At 64.5% G+C, this 16,710-nt stretch carries 16 protein-coding genes and 1 tRNA gene; 8 read left to right on the top strand and 9 right to left on the bottom strand.

All coding sequences use genetic code 11. The features are described 5' to 3' along the window. Window positions 1–295 precede the first annotated feature (295 nt). Window positions 296–1,399 carry a MobA/MobL family protein gene (locus CFB50_RS17435; RefSeq protein WP_218829171.1) on the top strand — a complete coding sequence of 368 codons (1,104 nt, stop codon included), beginning with the start codon at window positions 296–298 and terminating at the stop codon, window positions 1,397–1,399. On the opposite strand, the gene CFB50_RS17430 is transcribed toward CFB50_RS17435, so the two are convergent. The 5 genes from CFB50_RS17430 to CFB50_RS17415 form a co-directional block, all read right to left on the bottom strand. Continuing rightward, entirely contained in the window at window positions 1,396–2,487 is a 1,092-nt protein-coding gene (locus tag CFB50_RS17430; protein ID WP_089446649.1) for a type IV secretion system protein, read from the bottom strand. The two genes, CFB50_RS17435 and CFB50_RS17430, sit on opposite strands and share 4 nt — an antisense overlap. Window positions 2,488–2,521: 34 nt before the next feature. Continuing rightward, window positions 2,522–2,758, bottom strand: a complete 237-nt coding sequence (locus CFB50_RS17425) for a hypothetical protein (RefSeq protein ID WP_089446648.1) — start codon at window positions 2,756–2,758, stop codon at window positions 2,522–2,524. Window positions 2,759–2,834: 76 nt separating this feature from the next. Continuing rightward, window positions 2,835–3,062 (bottom strand): hypothetical protein, encoded by a 228-nt coding sequence (locus CFB50_RS38775; RefSeq protein WP_144020661.1) that lies wholly within the window; start codon window positions 3,060–3,062, stop codon window positions 2,835–2,837. 78 nt (window positions 3,063–3,140) lie between these two features. Then, on the bottom strand, window positions 3,141–4,358 hold the full coding sequence (locus tag CFB50_RS17420; RefSeq protein WP_226267591.1) for a tyrosine-type recombinase/integrase: 1,218 nt from the start codon (window positions 4,356–4,358) through the stop codon (window positions 3,141–3,143). Window positions 4,359–4,386: 28 nt separating this feature from the next. Beyond that, window positions 4,387–4,462, bottom strand: a tRNA-Lys gene (locus CFB50_RS17415). Between the two features lie 190 nt (window positions 4,463–4,652). Here CFB50_RS17415 and CFB50_RS17410 point away from each other — a divergent pair. Beyond that, window positions 4,653–5,057, top strand: a complete 405-nt coding sequence (locus CFB50_RS17410) for a PaaI family thioesterase (protein ID WP_059232891.1) — start codon at window positions 4,653–4,655, stop codon at window positions 5,055–5,057. A gap of 8 nt (window positions 5,058–5,065) precedes the next feature. Continuing rightward, entirely contained in the window at window positions 5,066–5,932 is an 867-nt protein-coding gene (locus CFB50_RS17405) for a patatin-like phospholipase family protein (RefSeq protein ID WP_089446646.1), read from the top strand. A gap of 50 nt (window positions 5,933–5,982) precedes the next feature. Here CFB50_RS17405 and CFB50_RS17400 read toward each other — a convergent pair whose 3' ends face one another. Beyond that, entirely contained in the window at window positions 5,983–6,996 is a 1,014-nt protein-coding gene (locus tag CFB50_RS17400; protein ID WP_011353578.1) for a D-2-hydroxyacid dehydrogenase family protein, read from the bottom strand. A 426-nt stretch (window positions 6,997–7,422) separates the two neighbouring features. Here CFB50_RS17400 and CFB50_RS17395 point away from each other — a divergent pair, with 426 nt between their 5' ends. Next, on the top strand, window positions 7,423–8,472 hold the full coding sequence (locus tag CFB50_RS17395) for a LysR family transcriptional regulator (protein ID WP_069249156.1): 1,050 nt from the start codon (window positions 7,423–7,425) through the stop codon (window positions 8,470–8,472). A 127-nt stretch (window positions 8,473–8,599) separates the two neighbouring features. On the opposite strand, the gene CFB50_RS17390 is transcribed toward CFB50_RS17395, so the two are convergent. The 3 genes from CFB50_RS17390 to dprA all read right to left on the bottom strand — a co-directional run bounded on the left by CFB50_RS17390 (window position 8,600) and on the right by dprA (window position 13,178). Continuing rightward, window positions 8,600–11,221 carry a DNA topoisomerase III gene (locus CFB50_RS17390; RefSeq protein WP_069249155.1) on the bottom strand — a complete coding sequence of 874 codons (2,622 nt, stop codon included), beginning with the start codon at window positions 11,219–11,221 and terminating at the stop codon, window positions 8,600–8,602. Window positions 11,222–11,414: 193 nt separating this feature from the next. Next, window positions 11,415–11,795, bottom strand: coding sequence for a thioredoxin family protein (locus CFB50_RS17385; RefSeq protein WP_039353754.1), 381 nt, complete (start codon window positions 11,793–11,795; stop codon window positions 11,415–11,417). 36 nt (window positions 11,796–11,831) lie between these two features. Then, window positions 11,832–13,178, bottom strand: a complete 1,347-nt coding sequence (gene dprA / locus CFB50_RS17380) for a DNA-processing protein DprA (protein WP_256979099.1) — start codon at window positions 13,176–13,178, stop codon at window positions 11,832–11,834. A 185-nt stretch (window positions 13,179–13,363) separates the two neighbouring features. Between dprA and def the strand changes: the two genes are divergently transcribed. The 4 genes from def to htpX all read left to right on the top strand — a co-directional run bounded on the left by def (window position 13,364) and on the right by htpX (window position 16,599). Then, on the top strand, window positions 13,364–13,867 hold the full coding sequence (gene def / locus CFB50_RS17375; RefSeq protein WP_089446644.1) for a peptide deformylase: 504 nt from the start codon (window positions 13,364–13,366) through the stop codon (window positions 13,865–13,867). A gap of 34 nt (window positions 13,868–13,901) precedes the next feature. Then, entirely contained in the window at window positions 13,902–14,885 is a 984-nt protein-coding gene (fmt, locus tag CFB50_RS17370; RefSeq protein WP_089446643.1) for a methionyl-tRNA formyltransferase, read from the top strand. 120 nt (window positions 14,886–15,005) lie between these two features. Then, window positions 15,006–15,641, top strand: coding sequence for a LysE family translocator (locus CFB50_RS17365; protein ID WP_089446642.1), 636 nt, complete (start codon window positions 15,006–15,008; stop codon window positions 15,639–15,641). A gap of 100 nt (window positions 15,642–15,741) precedes the next feature. Next, entirely contained in the window at window positions 15,742–16,599 is an 858-nt protein-coding gene (htpX, locus tag CFB50_RS17360; RefSeq protein WP_089446641.1) for a zinc metalloprotease HtpX, read from the top strand. The last annotated feature ends 111 nt before the right edge of the window (window positions 16,600–16,710 follow it).

Below are 16,710 nucleotides of genomic sequence, written 5' to 3'. Positions count from 1 at the left end.
GTAATCCTAATTATATGGTGAAACATAACGCGCCGGCGTATCCTTCTGCAGAGCAGAAGGCGCGCTTAGTTGTTTCTCGGCAAGCCGAGAAACGCGCGGCCCTCCGGGCGGATTTTCGCGTACGCGAAAATGGAAACTGCTATCGAGGTTCCATCAATGTTCCACTGATGTTCCCTTTGTCTTCCTCCAGTGTCCCGTTGATGTTCCTGCTTTATTCCATCGATGTGCCGTTCTGCTTCCTCAGAGGCGCGGTGCTTTCGGAAAAGGTGTCTTCGTGGCGATAGGTCGTCTGAGTATGAAAGTTGGAAAGGCCGGCAAGGCTTCGCCTCATGCTGCCTACATCTCACGGGTGGGTCAGTATGCGAACCGGCTTGAGCGTGGCGAGGTGCTCGAAGCGGCTGAGGCAGGCAATATGCCGGCCTGGGCCGAACACGACCCGCAGCAGTTTTGGCTCGCCGCAGACGCAAACGAACGGACCAACGGTACAACGTACCGCGAAATGGAGATCGCGCTGCCGCGCGAGTTGACGCCAGCTCAGCGCGTCGACCTTGTGCGTGAGTTCGTGCGACAAGAGATTGGCAATCGTCACGCATATCAGTGGGCGATTCACTCTCCAACCGCTGCGGACGGCAAAGAGCAGCCTCATGTGCATCTGATGTTCAGTGAGCGCCAGCGTGACGGGATCGAGCGCGATCCGGATCAATACTTCAAACGCTACAACGCCAAGGCCCCAGAGAAGGGTGGGGCGCGCAAAGGCTATGGTCCGCATGCAGGGCAGACTTTGACGCGCGGTGAGCGGGCCGCCGACCTCAAGGCACTACGTGGCCGCTGGCAGGAAACGGCAAATGCTCATCTGCATCGCGCCGGACACGATGCGCGGATCGACATGCGCAGCTATGCCGAGCGCGGGCTAGCGATGGAGCCGGAAGCTAAGCAGCTACCCAGTCAGTGGCGCGGCGACGGTCGTGCGAAGGTTCTTGAGCTACGAGCAGCACGCGCCGATGTGCGGCAAGCGCGACGAGAGCTGAGTGCACTGGTGCCGAATGTGCGTGCCGAAGTAATCGATCTGGAAACCGAGCGAGCGCAGCGAAGAAGCAAGGCGGAGGCGCCGTCAGCGAAGGCGCAAATGCTACGAGAGCAGTTTGAAGAGCATGTCGGTGGGCAATCTGCGGCGGTGCAGGATATGGCGCGCCAGATATTCGAGCAACGTGTCGCAGCCCTCCAACGAGATGCATTTGAGCGGAGGATAGCGAACAAGCCGCCGGCGGATCAGGAAAAGCTGCGTGCAGCCTTTAATGAGCGACTGGCCCGGCAAGTGGGCCAGTCGAAGGGCGACGAGCAGTCCGAGCGAACGACGCAGGGCCCGCGTCGATCTGGCCAAAATGGAAAGGAGCGCTAGGCGTTACTACCGGGTTTGCGGCGATACGCCGACGACTGGCCGCTCCCTGTCGAAGCGGCGCTCGTCGTTCGATCGGTGCCTTGCTGATGTGCCAAAGTGCTCGCGCGCCGGAAAGCCGGCACTCCTCCGGAACTGTCAGCCGAAGAATTGCTTCCGACGACTGCACCGCCGCGGTCAACACCCGATGACGACTGCTTGCTGGGTTGTACTTGCGGGATGCCGGCGCTCCAATTTCCCATCGCCTGACGAGCCATGCCGAGGCCGTGATCAAGCGCCATGCCCCCTACCAAGCCCGAGGTGATATGAGGCAGTTGCCAGATAACCACCGCGAGTACGGCGCAGACGGCCAGCAGGTCAAAAGCATCACCCAACTGGCTTGTGTTGCCGCTCGTCATGCTGGTCGACATGTGGTCGGTGAAGTACTGAGCGATTTGCATGAACAGGCCACAGGCGCCTACGAGCATGGCTTGTAGGAACGCATAGTTGAGTACCTTCGAAACCCACTTGTCGAAGTAAGGCGCGACCGTGGGAAACGCCAGGCACGCAATGAACGCAGGTCCGATAGCGAGCAGAAACACCAACGCCATTTTGGCGACGAGCATAACAACCAGCGTGAACACTGCTACGAGCCCGCCGGAAATCAATACGACACTTCCGGCAAACACATCGCTCCAGCCACCCCAAGGTAAGGACTGGCTGCCACGATCCCAGAGGGCCATGCCAAGATTCGCTCCTGTTTGGTTGAAGGTGTCCAGGGCGCTATAGAGCGATGCAGAACTGGGCCAGAAAATCTGAGCCATGCCGTTGATGAAGCCTTGGACGCCGTCGACAATCATCGATTGATAGTTGCCGACACCGAGTGCTACACCGAGTACTAGGCTGATTTTGATGGCTGTCATCAAGAAGTTCATCACGGGCGATTCGGCAAGTCCGGCCATCACTCGGTAGCCGTACCACATGATCCAAATCGTTAAAACAAGAAGCACAATCGGCGTTATGCCTCCGACGAGGCGCGAAGAAACGCTCGTAACCCACGTAGCCGTAGCGTTGTCTATGGAGGTTCCGACGTAGGTGTAGATGTCTGCCATGTTGTATTCCTCAATTCATTAGTTCAAGGTTCGGTCAGTCGGCAGAAGGCAGAAGGCGGCGGCCGTCGTCGAGTTTCCTATCGATCGTTGCCGCCAGCAGCTTGACCGTGTTCAGCAGAACGCCTTGCTGGTCCAGGCTGGTCTCGAGACTGAGCAGCATCTTCATGCCGTCGTGCGTCAGCTGCAGGTCGTCGATCCAGTCACGGAGTGCGAGTACGCCGTCCTTTCCTATGGATGCTGGTTTAGCTTCGTTAAAATTGATCTCAGCCATGATTCACCTCTCATATAGGTGGGTTGTGGTCAGGCCTGGCGCGGTGTTGGTAGCACCACGTCGGGCCGCTTTGCTGCTACTTCTGCTCGACGTACTTGCCTGCCTTCGGGTCGTAGACGAGCGGTTTCAGGCGTTGCGCAATGTGTGCACGTCGCGTCGACCGCTCTTTGTCTTTCTGGATCGCATCGGCTTTTGCTGCCATGTCCGCCGCCACTGCATCAGAAATCCTGCGTTCATCGCTCTTGCCGCAGCCAGTCAGAGCGATCGCGATAAGCAGGGGGCCGAGAGTCAGTATTCTTTCCATTTCCTAACGCCTATAAATTAGAACTACTTAGAAATTAGAATCGAACGTCGCCGTGGTTCGAGGGATGCTTGATATGGGTCAGCCGAGTCTTTCGAGGAGGCTTTCCGGCCGCAGGTGCGTATAGCGCTTGAGCATCTGCATGCTCTTGTGTCCCGTGATGCTCGCGACTTCCATGGGGTGCAGGCCCTTCTCAAACAATCTGGACGCTGCCTCGTGACGTAAGTCATGCCATCGAAGCTCTTTGACGTTGGGAACGTACTTGCTCACTTTCTGAAGGCTTCGCTTCCAGACGCAGAGCACGGCATTCGCCGTGGTCTGAAAGACCGGCCCTTTGAGCCTGCTCGGATCGACATTCACTGGACCGAAATTGACGCGAGGATCTTCAAGTCGCATCGGTGCTTCGGCGAGCGCGGCGAGATGGCGCAGTACCGTCACTGCCCGACTTGAAAGGGGCAGAACACTCGGAACGCCCTTGTTGTCGCTTCCCCGAGCCTCTGCAGGGAATGTAATGAGACGGGATTTGAGGTCGATCCACGGCCACTGAAGGCTGAACAACGTTCCCTGCCTCAAGCTGGTTTCGATTGCCAGCTCGAAGGCCGGCGCGGCCCATGCGTTGTTTGATGCGGCAAGTTGCGCGTATAAGGCCTCGAATTCCCCCGGGTTCAAGCGCCGGTCGCGGGCGCGGCTGCCTGACGGCTTCCGGATGTTCTTAAGCGGATTTGGGAGGCTTTCCAGCCCCCATTCCTTCCGGGCAATCTCAAAGAGGTGGCTGACGAGCTGGAGTTCGAGCCGAATGGTATTTTCTGCGCGCCCGGCTGCCCGGCGTTCGTCTCGGTACTTGGCGAAATCTGCGCCACGCAAGTTGGCGAGAGTTCGATACGACAGAGGGTTGTCGATCCAGCGCTCGATGCGCCGATTTTCCTGATAGGGGTGGCGCTTTTCCGGGACGATCTCGCGACGGTACCGCTCCAGTGCCTCACGGAGCGTAGTGCGCTCGGCTTCGGTGCGATCGATGTATGCGCCGCTATCCATTTCGGACTCCACGCGTCGAGCCCATTGCTGGGCTTGCTGCTTGGTGTCGAATGATCGATAGACCGGTTTGTATCCGCGCCGACGGACTTCGGCCCGCCAGTACTCGCCGCGCTGACTGATGTATGCCATTCCAGACTCCATGCGAAAGGTTGAGATCGCTTGGTCTGGATTTTTCCGTTCCGGCAGATTTCCGGCAAAGGCCAGTTTTTGACGCCCACCCACGCGGGCTATAGACGAAAAAAAAGCACTGACGCTTTCGCGCAAGTGCTTGATTTTCTACTACAAAATTCGGTGGTGGGGCGTGAGTGACTCGAACACTCGACCTACGGATTAAGAGTCCGCTGCTCTACCAACTGAGCTAACGCCCCCAACAGAAGAAAGATTATGCACGGGTATTTCGGGTCTTGCAAGCCCTTTCTGCAAATTTCCTGAAAATATTTCGTCACGGCAACGGCGGCTGTGGGACCGACATCGAGCGATCGGAGTTTCCGCGCTCCCGGTATGATGACGCCACACGTGTTGCGCGGCGGTCGCGCAACGCTTTCTGGGCTTTCGAAGATGGACGAAAACGCAGTCCGCGAATTGCTGGATCGCCTGCTGGCCCCCTGGGTCCGCTCGCTCGGTCTGGTCCCCGTGTCGATCGGCGACGACAGCGTCACGCTGCGCCTGCCGTTTTCCGGCGAATTCCGCCATTCGGGCGGCATCATCTGCGGCCAGGTGTTCACGGCGGCCGCCGACACCGCGATGGTGGTCGCGATCTCGGTCGCGCTCGGCGAGTTCCGGCCGATGACCACCGTATCGCTGAACACGAACTTCATGCGGCCCGTGCGCAAGGGCGACGTGCTCGTCACCGCACGCGTGCTGCGGATGGGCCGCAACCTCGTATTCGGCGAAGTCGAGCTGTTCGACGAGGACGGCAAGATGGCCGTTCACGCGACGTCGACCTACGCGCTCGTCAGCTGAGCGGCGCGATGTTCGACCAGATCGTCTTTGCGGGCGGCGGCAATCGCTGCTGGTGGCAGGCTGGCTTCTGGGACGTCGCCCAGCCGGCGCTCGGCCTGCGCCCGCGCGTGATCACCGGCATCTCGGCCGGCGCGGCGACCGCGTGCATGCTGTATACGCGCGACGCCGCCTGGGTGATGCGCTATTACGAAGAGGCGCTGCGCCACAACCGGAAGAACGCGTACTGGGGCAACCTGTTCGGACGCGAGCCCGTGTTTCCGCATTACCGGATTTACCGCCAGGCGCTGCTCGACATCTACGGCGAGCCGTTCGCGAAGCTGGCCGCGGCGCCGGAGATCCGCATCGGCGTGTCGCACGTGCCGCGCTGGCTCGGCGCGCGCAGCGCGGTGGCCGCCGGCCTCGTCGCGTACAACATCGAGAAGTACGTGCGCAAGACGCTGCACCCGACGCTCGGGCGCACGCTCGGCTTTCGGCCGGAATTCGTGCGCGCGCAGGCCTGCACGCGCGTCGACGATCTCGCCGACCTCATCCTGCAGTCGTCCTGCACGCCGCCGTTCACGCCGGTGCTGCGCCGCGGCGGCCGGCCCGTGCTCGACGGCGGGATGGTCGACAACGTGCCGGTCGACGCGCTCGACCCGACGCCGGGCGACGTGCTGGTGCTCGTCACGCGGCTGTACCCGCACCCGCAAATGTTCACGGTCGCGCACGGCGAGCAGCGGCGGCTGTACGTCCAGCCGTCGAGCAAGGTGCCGATTTCGAGTTGGGATTACACGAGCCCGTCGCAGATGCGGCATGCGTACGACCTCGGGCGGCGCGACGGCGAGCATTTCCTCACGCGCGTCGGCGCGATGACGGGCGGCCGCGTGGCCGCCTGAAGACGGGAAGCAGGAAAGCGGGGCCGCGCGGCAGGCGCGGCCCGCGGCGCTCAGCGCACGCGGCGCGGCGTCAGTGCTTCCGGGTTGACGACGCTCGACATGTCGCCCTGGTCGAACGCCAGGATGTTCCGGAATGCCGCGCTGAAGTAGAGCTCGTAGCTTTCGCGCTCGACATAGCCGATGTGCGGCGTGCAGATCACGTTTTCCATCCGCAGCAGGCTGTAGCCCTGCAGGATCGGCTCGCTTTCGAACACGTCGATCGCGACCATCCCCGGGCGGTTGTGCGACAGCGCGTTGACCAGTGCATTTTCCTCGAGCAGTTCGGCGCGGCTCGTGTTGACGAGCAGCGACGTCGGCTTCATCCGCATCAGGTCTTCCTGCTTCACGATCCCGCGCGTGTCGTCATGCATGCGCAGGTGCAGCGACAGCACGTCGCTCTGCTCGAACAGCGCTTCGCGGCTTTCGGCGGCCGTATAGCCGTCGGCGCGCGCGGCCTCGAGCGAATGCTCGCGGCCCCAGATCAGCACGTTCATTCCGAACGCCTTGCCGTAGCCGGCGACGAGCCGGCCGATCTTGCCGTAGCCCCAGATACCGAGCGTCTGGCCGCGCAGCACCTGGCCGAGGCCGAAGTTCGGCGGCATGGCCGACGTCTTCAGGCCCGACTGTTGCCAGGCGCCCTGCTTCAGGTTCGCGACGTATTGCGGAATGCGGCGCTGGGCGGCCATCACGAGCGCCCAGGTCAGTTCGGCGGGGGCGATCGGCGAGCCCGTGCCTTCGAGCACCGCGATGCCGCGGTCGGTACAGGCTTCGAGATCGATGTGGCTCGAAATGCGGCCCGTCTGGCTGATCATGCGCAGGTTCGGCAGCTTGGCGAGCAGTTGCGACGAAATCGGGGTCCGTTCGCGAATCAGCACGAGCGCCTCGACTTCCGCCAGACGGCTGGCGAGTTGTCCCAATCCGCGCACCGTATTGTTGAAGACCTTCACGTCGTGGTCGGCAAGCATCTCGAAGCAGTTCAGCTTGCGGACGGCGTCCTGGTAGTCGTCGAGGATGGCAATTTTCATGGTGAGCGGGTGTCGCGCGTTGAAAGCGGCGGTGGCGGCGGCGCACATCGCGCACCCGTCCCGCCCGGCCGGGGCCGACATGATGCTACGTCGGCCGCCTCCATGGTGTCTTTTTAACAGGTTGTTACGCTCCGCCGCAATTGGCGGCAGCCTGACCCGGAGCCGCTTGCGCGGCGGGCGGAAGGGTGCGCTGTTGTGTCGCATCAAATACGTCCTTCCTGATTCAGCCACTTACTCGACGAGGTTCACCCAATTGTTGCTCCAATCAGAATAATTGGATCAACTATCCGCAGAAGCCGAGGATTTTTGACTATTTTTATCGTCAACCACGGCCTTGTTGAGCAACTCTGCATCATTTCCGCTGTCGTAGGAGAATTACGCATTTGCTTCATCTTTTTGAAGTTGTAACAGCGGCAGGAGTCGTTTATGGATCATTTGCAGTCGATGCGCGTGTTCGTCAAGGTTGCAGATCTCGGCAGTTTTGCGCGGGCCGCGAGTGCAATGGATATCTCCAACGCGGTCGCGACGCGTCACGTCGCCGATCTGGAAGGCCGGCTCGGCACGCGTTTGTTGAACCGCACCACGCGCAGCCTTTCCCTGACGGAGTCGGGCCAGGTCTATCTGGAGCGGGCTCGCCAGATCCTCGATGAGCTCGAGGACGTCGAGCAGATGGTCGTTGCGCGCAATCACGAGCCGGTCGGAACGTTGCGCATCGTTGCGCCGGTCGTGTTCGGCCTGCACAACCTCGCGCCCGTGTTGCAGTCGTACACGGAGAATTTCCCGAAAGTGGTGCCGGATCTCACGCTGGTCGACCGGCAGGTCGATCTCGTCGAGGAAGGCTTCGACGTCGGCATCGTCGTCACGCGCCAGATGCGCAGCGCGAGCATCGTCACGCGGCGGCTGACCACCGGTTGCATGACCGTATGCGCGACACCGAGCTATCTGGAGAAGCACGGCGTGCCGACCCATCCGGAGCATCTCGCCGAGCACCCGAGCCTGAGCCTGCCGACCGAATACTGGGGTGACGAGCGTGTGTTCACGGGGCCGGACGGCGAAGTGCGCGTGCGCCCGACCAACGTGATCGTCGCGAACAACACCGCGATGCTGCGCCAGTTCGCGCTGCTCGGGATGGGGGTCGCGATCCTGCCGAGCTACCTGATCGGCGGCGACATCGCGCGCGGCGCGCTCGTGCGGCTGCTGCCGGATTTCCGGCTGCCGCAGGTCGAGATTAACATCGCTTACCCGAGCCGGCGCCATCTGCCCGCGAAGGTGCGCACGTTCATCGACCACCTCGTCGAGCATTTCAGCCATTCGACCGACGCGACGATGGGCGAGCAGTGGGCCGCGCAAAGTCCGGCGCTCGCGCCGATCGGTGTCGAGACGCGTGCCGAGCAGCCGGAGTCGGCCGACCCGAACCTGTCGCCTCGCCTGCCGCGTTCGCCGCGCACGCGCGTCGCGGCACCGTCGCCGCTGTAACGGCGCGACGGCCGGGCGGCGGTTGCCGCCGGCACAAAGAAAAACGCGGATCGAGCAATCGATCCGCGTTTTTTCATGGCTGCCTGCCGGAGCCGGATGGGCCGGGGGAGGCCCCGGCGGCCGGTCGTTACGAGCCGGTCTTGCGCGCCGTCGTTTTGCGAGCGGCCGTCTTGGTCGCGGTCTTGGCGGCGGTCTTGCGAGCCGGTGCCGGTTTCTCTTCGGCGCCTTCCGTCACGGTTTCGGCGTCCTTCGTCGCTGATTTTGCCGTCTTCTTCGCGGCAGCGGCCTTCGGCTCCTTCTTCTCGAACTCGAAGCCGATCTTGCCGTCAGGCTGCTTCACGAGGAACGCCTTGAAGTTGCGGCCCGTGCGCGACGACTTGAAGTTCGGCAGCAGATCCGTGCGGCCGTCGGCAAGCAGCTTGCCCATCTGCTCGCGCGTGATTTCCTGCTGCAGGATCACCTTGCCCGAGCGGAAGTCGCAGGTCTTCGGGTTGGCCACCGAGTGCTCGCACACGTAGCTCATTCCGTGCTCGAACACGCGGCCCTTGCACTTCGGGCACGCACCGACCGGCTCCTGCGCGGAGAAGTCGGGTGCTTCGCCTTCCTCGCCGCCCGTGTCCTGGCCGAAGTCGAACTCCAGCTTGTAGTTCTTCGTCTCGTCGTCGAAGGACAGCTTGAGGATCGCCGAGAACGGGCGGCCCATCTTGCTGCGGAAGCCGGACAGCGGGCCGATCGTCTTCTCGCGCAGCAGCTCCTCGACTTCCGCGATCTCGAACTGCCGGCTGCCCGGGATCTTCGAGATCGAGAACTCGCACTTCGTGCACGCGAAGCGGCGGTAGTTTTCCTTCACCTGGCCGCCGCAGTTCGGGCACGGTGTCTCGAGCGTCGCGTAATCGCCGGGGATCGTGTCGGAATCGTATTCCTTCGCACGCTTCACGATCTGCTGCGTCATGCGGGCGATTTCCTGCATGAACGCTTCGCGCCCGAGGTTGCCGCGCTCCATCTGCGACAGCTTGTATTCCCATTCGCCGGTGAGCTCGGGCGCGGTGAGTTCCTTCACGCCAAGCCCGCGCAGCAGCGTCATCAGCTGGAATGCCTTCGCGGTCGGGATCAGTTCGCGGCCTTCGCGCACGAGGTACTTCTCGCCGAGCAGCCCTTCGATGATCGCCGCGCGCGTGGCCGGCGTGCCGAGGCCCTTCGCGGCCATCGCCTCGCGCAGTTCGTCGTCCTCGACGAGCTTGCCCGCGCCTTCCATCGCGGACAGCAGCGTTGCTTCCGAGTAGCGTGCGGGCGGCTTCGTGACGAGCGCGACGGCGGCGATTTCGTCCGTCTTCACCTTCTCGTCCTTCTGCACCGGCACGAGGTTCGCGTCCGCGCCTTCGGCGTCGCGGCCGTACACCTGCAGCCAGCCCGGCTCGACGAGCACCTTGCCTTCGGTCTTGAAGTGATGGCCGGCGACTTCGGTGATCCGCGTCGTGACGCGGAATTCGGCGGCCGGGAAGAACACGGCGAGGAAGCGCTTCACGACCATGTCGTACAGCTTCTGCTCCGGCTCGGACAGCGACTTCGGCGCCTGCAGCGTCGGGATGATTGCAAAGTGGTCGCTGATCTTCGAGTTGTCGAAGATCCGCTTGTTCGGCTTCACCCAGCCCTTATCGAGCACCTGCTTCGCATGCGGCAGGTAGTTGTTGCTCTCCTTGAGCATCTCGAGCGTGGACTCGACCGTCGACAGGTAGTCTTCCGGCAGTGCGCGCGCGTCGGTACGCGGGTAGGTCAGCACCTTGTGCTTTTCATACAGTGCCTGCGCGAGGCCGAGCGTGTTCTTCGCGGAGAAGCCGAAGCGGCTGTTCGCTTCACGCTGCAGGCTCGTCAGGTCGAACAGCAGCGGCGACAGCTGCGTCGACGGCTTCGATTCCTCGGAGACCGTGCCGATCTGGTCGCGACACGCGGCGACGATCGTTTCGGCAGCCGGCAGGCTCCACAGGCGGGAGTCGCGCTTTTCCGGATCGAATTCGTCGCGCTTGAATTTCGGGTCGTACCACTTGCCTTCGTAGAAGCCGCCCGCGCACGCGAATTCGGCCTTCACTTCCCAGTAGTCGCGCGGGATGAAGCGGCGGATTTTCTCTTCGCGTTCGACGACGATCGACAACGTTGGCGTCTGAACGCGGCCAACTGTCGTCAGGAAGAAGCCGCCGCCCTTGCTGTTGAACGCGGTCATCGCGCGGGTGCCGTTGATCCCGACGAGCCAGTCGGCTTCCGAGCGGCAGCGTGCGGCGTCGGCGAGCGGCAGCATGTCCGCGTCGCTGCGCAGGTTCGCGAAGCCGTCGCGGATCGCCTGCGGGGTCATCGACTGCAGCCACAGGCGCTGGACCGGCTGCTTCGCTTTCGCGTGCTGCGCGATCAGGCGGAAAATGAGCTCGCCCTCGCGCCCCGCGTCACATGCGTTGATCAGGCGGTCGACGTCCTTGCGCTTCAACAGCTTGGTGAGCACCTTGAGGCGCGACTCGCTTTTTGCGATCGGGTTCAGGTCGAAATGCGGGGGGATAACGGGCAGATGCGCGAAGCTCCATTTCCCGCGCTTGACCTCGTACTCTTCCGGGGCGGCGATTTCCAGCAGGTGGCCGACAGCGGACGAAAGGACGAAATCGTCGCTTTCGTAATACTCGTCATGCTTGGTAAAGCCGCCCAAAGCGCGTGCGATGTCGTTCGCGACAGAAGGCTTTTCCGCAATGATCAGTGCTTTGGACATGACAGGTGTGTGTTGGTAGACCGGGTTCGCCGGTTGTGGGTCCCTTTTACGACCGCTTTATAGCACACGCCGCAGCGATGGCGGCTCGGCGTGCAAAAAGCGGCTCATCATAGAGGGGGGCTGCAACGGCGGCAAGCGCCCGGCGCGGCGGGGCGCGCAAATGTGCGCGAAACCACCGGGCCGGCTCGCGAATTCAGGCTTCGACGGCCAGGATGTTGCGCAATTTCGGTGCGTGCGGCGCACCGGGTACCGCGCTCAGGTCGGACAGCATCCGCTCGACGATCGCCGCATGCGGCAGCACCGTGCCGAAGAAGCGGGCGGTGTGGGTATCTTCGATCAGGATCGTCGGGAAGTTCTCGACGTCGAGATCGTCGAGCTGGTCGGCATGCGTTTCGATGTCGATCCAGGCGAAGCAGGCGTCCGGATGGGCGTCGGCGAGCTGGTCGAAGGCCGTCCGGTAGTCGCGGCACGTGCCGCACCACTCGGCGCAAAGGCAGGCGACGAGCAACGTGCCGGGATCGGCGAGGCGCTCGGCGATCCGATCCGCATCGGTGTCGAGATTCAGCGCGGGCATGGGTTTCCTTGGATATCGTCGGCGGCCAGGCCGCCCCTATGCGGGGGAATGTAGCATGCCGTGCACGGGCGGGGTGCTTGCTGCGTCAAGCCGTGCGAAGCGTCCGCCGGGGAGGCTGGCGACGCGGCCGGCCAGTTCCAGCGCAAGCAGCGCGCGGTGCAGCACGTCGTCAGGCAGGCCGCTGTGCTCGGCGAGCCATTCGTAGGTGACGGGGCCGTATCCCAATGCGGCAAGCAGGGCCTGTTCGGATGGGGTGGCGGGCAGCGGTGGCGCTGCCGGTGGTGCTTCGTCTCGGGCGGGTGCGGTGGCCGGAACGGCGTCGCCGGTTTGGATAACACCGGTAGCGGCACGCTGAACGGCGGCTTCGGTTTCGCGGAGGTCTCCGGTGTCCGCGCACGGATGCCCGGAACACGCCGCACCGCCTGCGACGCCGGCTTTCGATTCGCCCAGCCCGTATTCCTCGAGCACGTCGAGCGGCGCTGCCGTCAGCTTCGCGCCGTCGCGGATCAATGCATGGCAGCCCTGTGCCAGCGGCGCATGGATCGAGCCCGGCATCGCGAACACATCGCGCCCCAGTTCGTTCGCGAGCCGCGCGGTGATCAGCGAGCCGGAGCGCGGCGCGGCCTCGACGACGAGCGCGCCGACCGCGAGCGCGGCGATCAGCCGGTTGCGCTGCGGGAAGTGGGCGGCGCGGGCCGGCGTGCCGAGCGGCCATTCCGACACGATCGCGCCGTGTGCGGCGATCTCGTGGGCGAGTGCGCGGTGCCGCGCCGGATAGACGAGATCGGCGCCGGTCGCGATCACCGCGACCGTGCCCGACCGGCCGTCGAGCCCGCCACGATGTGCGGCGGCGTCGATCCCTAGCGCGAGGCCCGACACGATCGGCAGCCCGGCGTCGGACAGTTCGCGGGCGAACCGCGTGGCGTCGGCGAGCCCCTGCGGCGTGGCGTGACGACTGCCGACCACGGCGAGACTGCGCGCGTGCAGCAGGTCGAGCCGGCCCTTTACATATAGCAGCAGCGGCGGATCGTGCAGGTCGCGCAGCCGCGGCGGGTAGGCCGGATCGTTCAGCGTGACGAGTGCGTTGCCCGGCGCATCGAGCCACGCAAGCGCGGCGTCGGTGCGCGCGTCGAGATCGCCGCGCTCGCTTGCGCGCACGGCCAGGGCGGCGGCGGCGCTGGTTACGGCGGCGATGGCGTGGTCGGGCGCTCGCAGCAGCGCGTCCGGCGAGCCGAACGCATCGAGCAGTGCCTGCAGCGCGGCGGGGGCGAGGCCGGGCGCATGCGCGAGCTGCAGCCACGCGCGCACAGCGGAGGTGGTCAGCGCTTGCGGCGACATGAGGCGCCCCTCGAATGCGGTGGCCAGCGGACCGCGTGGCGCCATGATAAAATTTTCATCATCCGAAATACTCGACAGGGCCGCGCGCGCAGGCGCCCGGCCAATTGCAGGAGGCGTGATCCGCGGCATTGATTCTCCGCGCGTCCGCCTCATCTTCATTGCATCCCGGCGGCAGCGCCAGCCGGCCGGATGGCCGATGCGGCACGCCGCTCCACCGAATACCGAACGCCATGGCTTTACTCAATATTCTTCATTACCCCGACAAGCGGCTGCACAAGGTCGCGAAGCCCGTCGACAAGGTCGACGACCGGATCCGCAAGCTCGTCGCCGACATGGCCGAGACCATGTACGCGGCGCCGGGCATCGGCCTTGCGGCCACGCAGGTCGACGTGCACGAGCGCGTGATCGTGATCGACGTCTCCGAGGAGAAGAACGAGCTGCGCGCGTTCATCAACCCCGAGATCGTGTGGTCGAGCGACGAGAAGCAGATCTATGAAGAGGGCTGCCTGTCGGTGCCCGGCATCTACGACGAAGTCGAGCGTCCCGATCATGTGCGCGTGCGTGCGCTCAACGAGCAGGGCGAGCCTTTCGAGCTCGACTGCGAGGGCCTGCTGGCCGTGTGCGTCCAGCACGAGATGGATCACCTGATGGGGCGCGTGTTCGTCGAATACCTGTCGCCGCTCAAGCAGACGCGCATCAAGACGAAGATGAAGAAACTCGAACGCGCGATGTAACGCGCGTTCGCCCAGCCCGACCCCGAACGCTGTCATGACCCATACGTTGCGCGTAGTTTTTGCCGGCACGCCGGAATTCGCCGCGGCTGCCCTCGCCGCGATCCACGAGGCCGGTTTTCCGGTGCCGCTCGTGCTTACCCAGCCCGATCGCCCTGCCGGGCGCGGGATGAAACTGCAGGCGAGCGCGGTGAAGCGCTACGCGGTCGAGCACGGGATGCCCGTCGCGCAACCGCCGTCGCTGCGCCGCGCGGGCAAGTACCCGGCCGAGGCGGCCGACGCGATCGAGCTGCTGCGCTCGACGCCGCACGACGTGATGGTGGTCGCCGCATACGGCCTGCTGCTGCCGCAGGAAGTGCTCGACATTCCGCGCGACGGCTGCATCAACATTCACGCGTCGTTGCTGCCGCGCTGGCGCGGCGCCGCGCCGATCCACCGCGCGATCGAGGCCGGCGACGCCGAGACGGGCGTCACGCTGATGCAGATGGATATCGGCCTCGACACCGGCGCGATGATCGAGGAAGCGCGCATCGCGATCGCGCCCGACGAGACGACCGCGACGCTGCACGACCGGCTCGCCGCCGAAGGCGCGCGACTGATCGTCGACGCGCTCGTGAAGCTCGAGCGCGACGGCGTGCTGCCGGCGACGCCGCAACCGGCCGACGGCGTGACCTATGCGGAAAAGATCGGCAAGCACGAAGCAGCGCTCGACTGGCGCAAGCCGGCCGACGTGCTTGCGCGCCAGGTGCGCGCATTCGATCCGTTCCCGGGCGGCGTCGCGACGCTCGACGGCGCGGCGATCAAGCTGTGGGCAGCCGAGCCGGTGGCGGCGCGCGGCGACGCAGCACCCGGCACGATCGTCGAAGCCGCGCCGGAAGGCGTGGTCGTCGCATGCGGCAGCGGTGCGCTGCGCGTCACGCAGTTGCAGAAGCCGGGCGGCAAGCGGCTGCCCGCGCGCGAATTCCTGGCCGGCTCGCCGCTCGCCGCAGGCCAGCGTTTCGCGCTGACCGACGTTGCCTGACGCGGCCTGACCGCCATTCGACACGGCCTGCCGGGCATGCGCAATCGGCCGGATGGCCGAGTCGCGCGGCGCGGCAGGGGCGCGTAGAATTTCCCTGCGCTCTCCGGTTTCGAGGTTTTCATGTTCGGCATCACCCATTTCGGCTTCTTCGTGCTGGCAGTCTTCCTGCTGAACATCACGCCTGGCCCCGATACGGCCTATATCGTCGGCCGCAGCGTCGCGCAGGGCCGCGGCGCGGGGCTGATGTCGGCCCTCGGCATTTCGGCCGGCTGCTGCGTTCACGCGCTCGCCTGCGCATTCGGCCTGACCGCGCTGCTCGCGGCGTCGGCTGCCGCATTCACGGTGATCAAGCTGGTCGGCGCCGCCTACCTGATCTACCTGGGCGTGCGGATGATCATCGCGAAGCAGGCGGCCGAGCCGTCGGGCACGGCGGCCACGCAAGCCGCGAAGCCGCTGCGCCAGCTGTTCATGCAGGGCTTCTGGACCAACGTGCTGAACCCGAAGGTCGTGCTGTTCTTCGTGTCGTTCTTCCCGCAGTTCGTGGCGGCCGAGAGCCCGCACAAGGCATTGGCGTTCCTGACCCTCGGCGGCGTGTTCGTTGCGATGAGCACGGTATGGACCAGCCTCGTCGCGTGGGTCGCGGGCAGTGTCACCGCGCGCTTCTCCGGCAAGCCGGGCGTCAAGAAGTGGCTCGACCGCACGGTCGGCAGCGCTTTCGTCGGCCTCGGGCTTCGTCTTGCAACATCGCAACGGTGAGATTGAATTTTTCCGGCAAGACCTTATCTAACAAAACGCTTACAATTTTCCGCCGTGCCCTTTGATGCGCGGCGGGTCCCCTGACGGATAAGGAGTGGGTATGTTCAATTGGGTCAAAACGGCGATGCTGATGGCCGCGATCACGGCCCTGTTCATCGTGATCGGCGGGATGATCGGCGGCTCGCGGGGCATGACGATCGCGCTGCTGTTCGCGCTCGGCATGAATTTCTTCTCTTACTGGTTCTCGGACAAGATGGTGCTGCGCATGTACAACGCGCAGGAAGTCGACGAGAACACGGCGCCGCAGTTCTACCGGATGGTGCGCGAGCTGGCCACGCGCGCGAACCTGCCGATGCCGCGCGTCTACCTGATCAACGAGGATGCGCCGAACGCGTTCGCAACGGGCCGCAACCCCGAGCACGCGGCGGTCGCCGCCACGACGGGCATCCTGCGCGTGCTGTCGGAGCGCGAGATGCGCGGCGTGATGGCGCACGAGCTCGCACACGTGAAGCACCGCGACATCCTGATCTCGACGATCACCGCGACGATGGCGGGCGCGATCTCGGCCATCGCGAACTTCGCGATGTTCTTTGGCGGGCGGGACGAGAATGGCCGGCCGGCCAACCCGATCGCGGGTATCGCGGTCGCGCTGCTCGCACCGATCGCAGGCGCGTTGATCCAGATGGCGATTTCGCGGGCACGCGAGTTCGAGGCCGACCGCGGCGGCGCGCAGATTTCCGGCGATCCGCAAGCGCTCGCGACCGCGCTCGACAAGATCCATCGCTATGCGGCGGGCATCCCGTTCCAGGCGGCCGAGCAGCATCCGGCCACCGCGCAGATGATGATCATGAACCCGCTGCACGGCGGCGGCCTGCAGAATCTGTTCTCGACGCACCCGGCCACCGAGGAGCGCATCGCGCGCCTGATGGAGATGGCGCGTACCGGCCGCTTCGACTAAGCCACGGCACGCCGTGCGGCAGTTGCCGCGCGGGGGCCGCCGCACCACCCGCACCACCCACACCACCCACACCACCCACACCACCCACACCACCCACACCACCCCGCACGC

Origin of the sequence: Burkholderia sp. AU33423 (genome assembly GCF_002223135.1) — a bacterium.
Taxonomy (GTDB): domain Bacteria; phylum Pseudomonadota; class Gammaproteobacteria; order Burkholderiales; family Burkholderiaceae; genus Burkholderia; species Burkholderia lata_D.
This window is presented reverse-complemented; position numbering and strand designations above follow the sequence as displayed.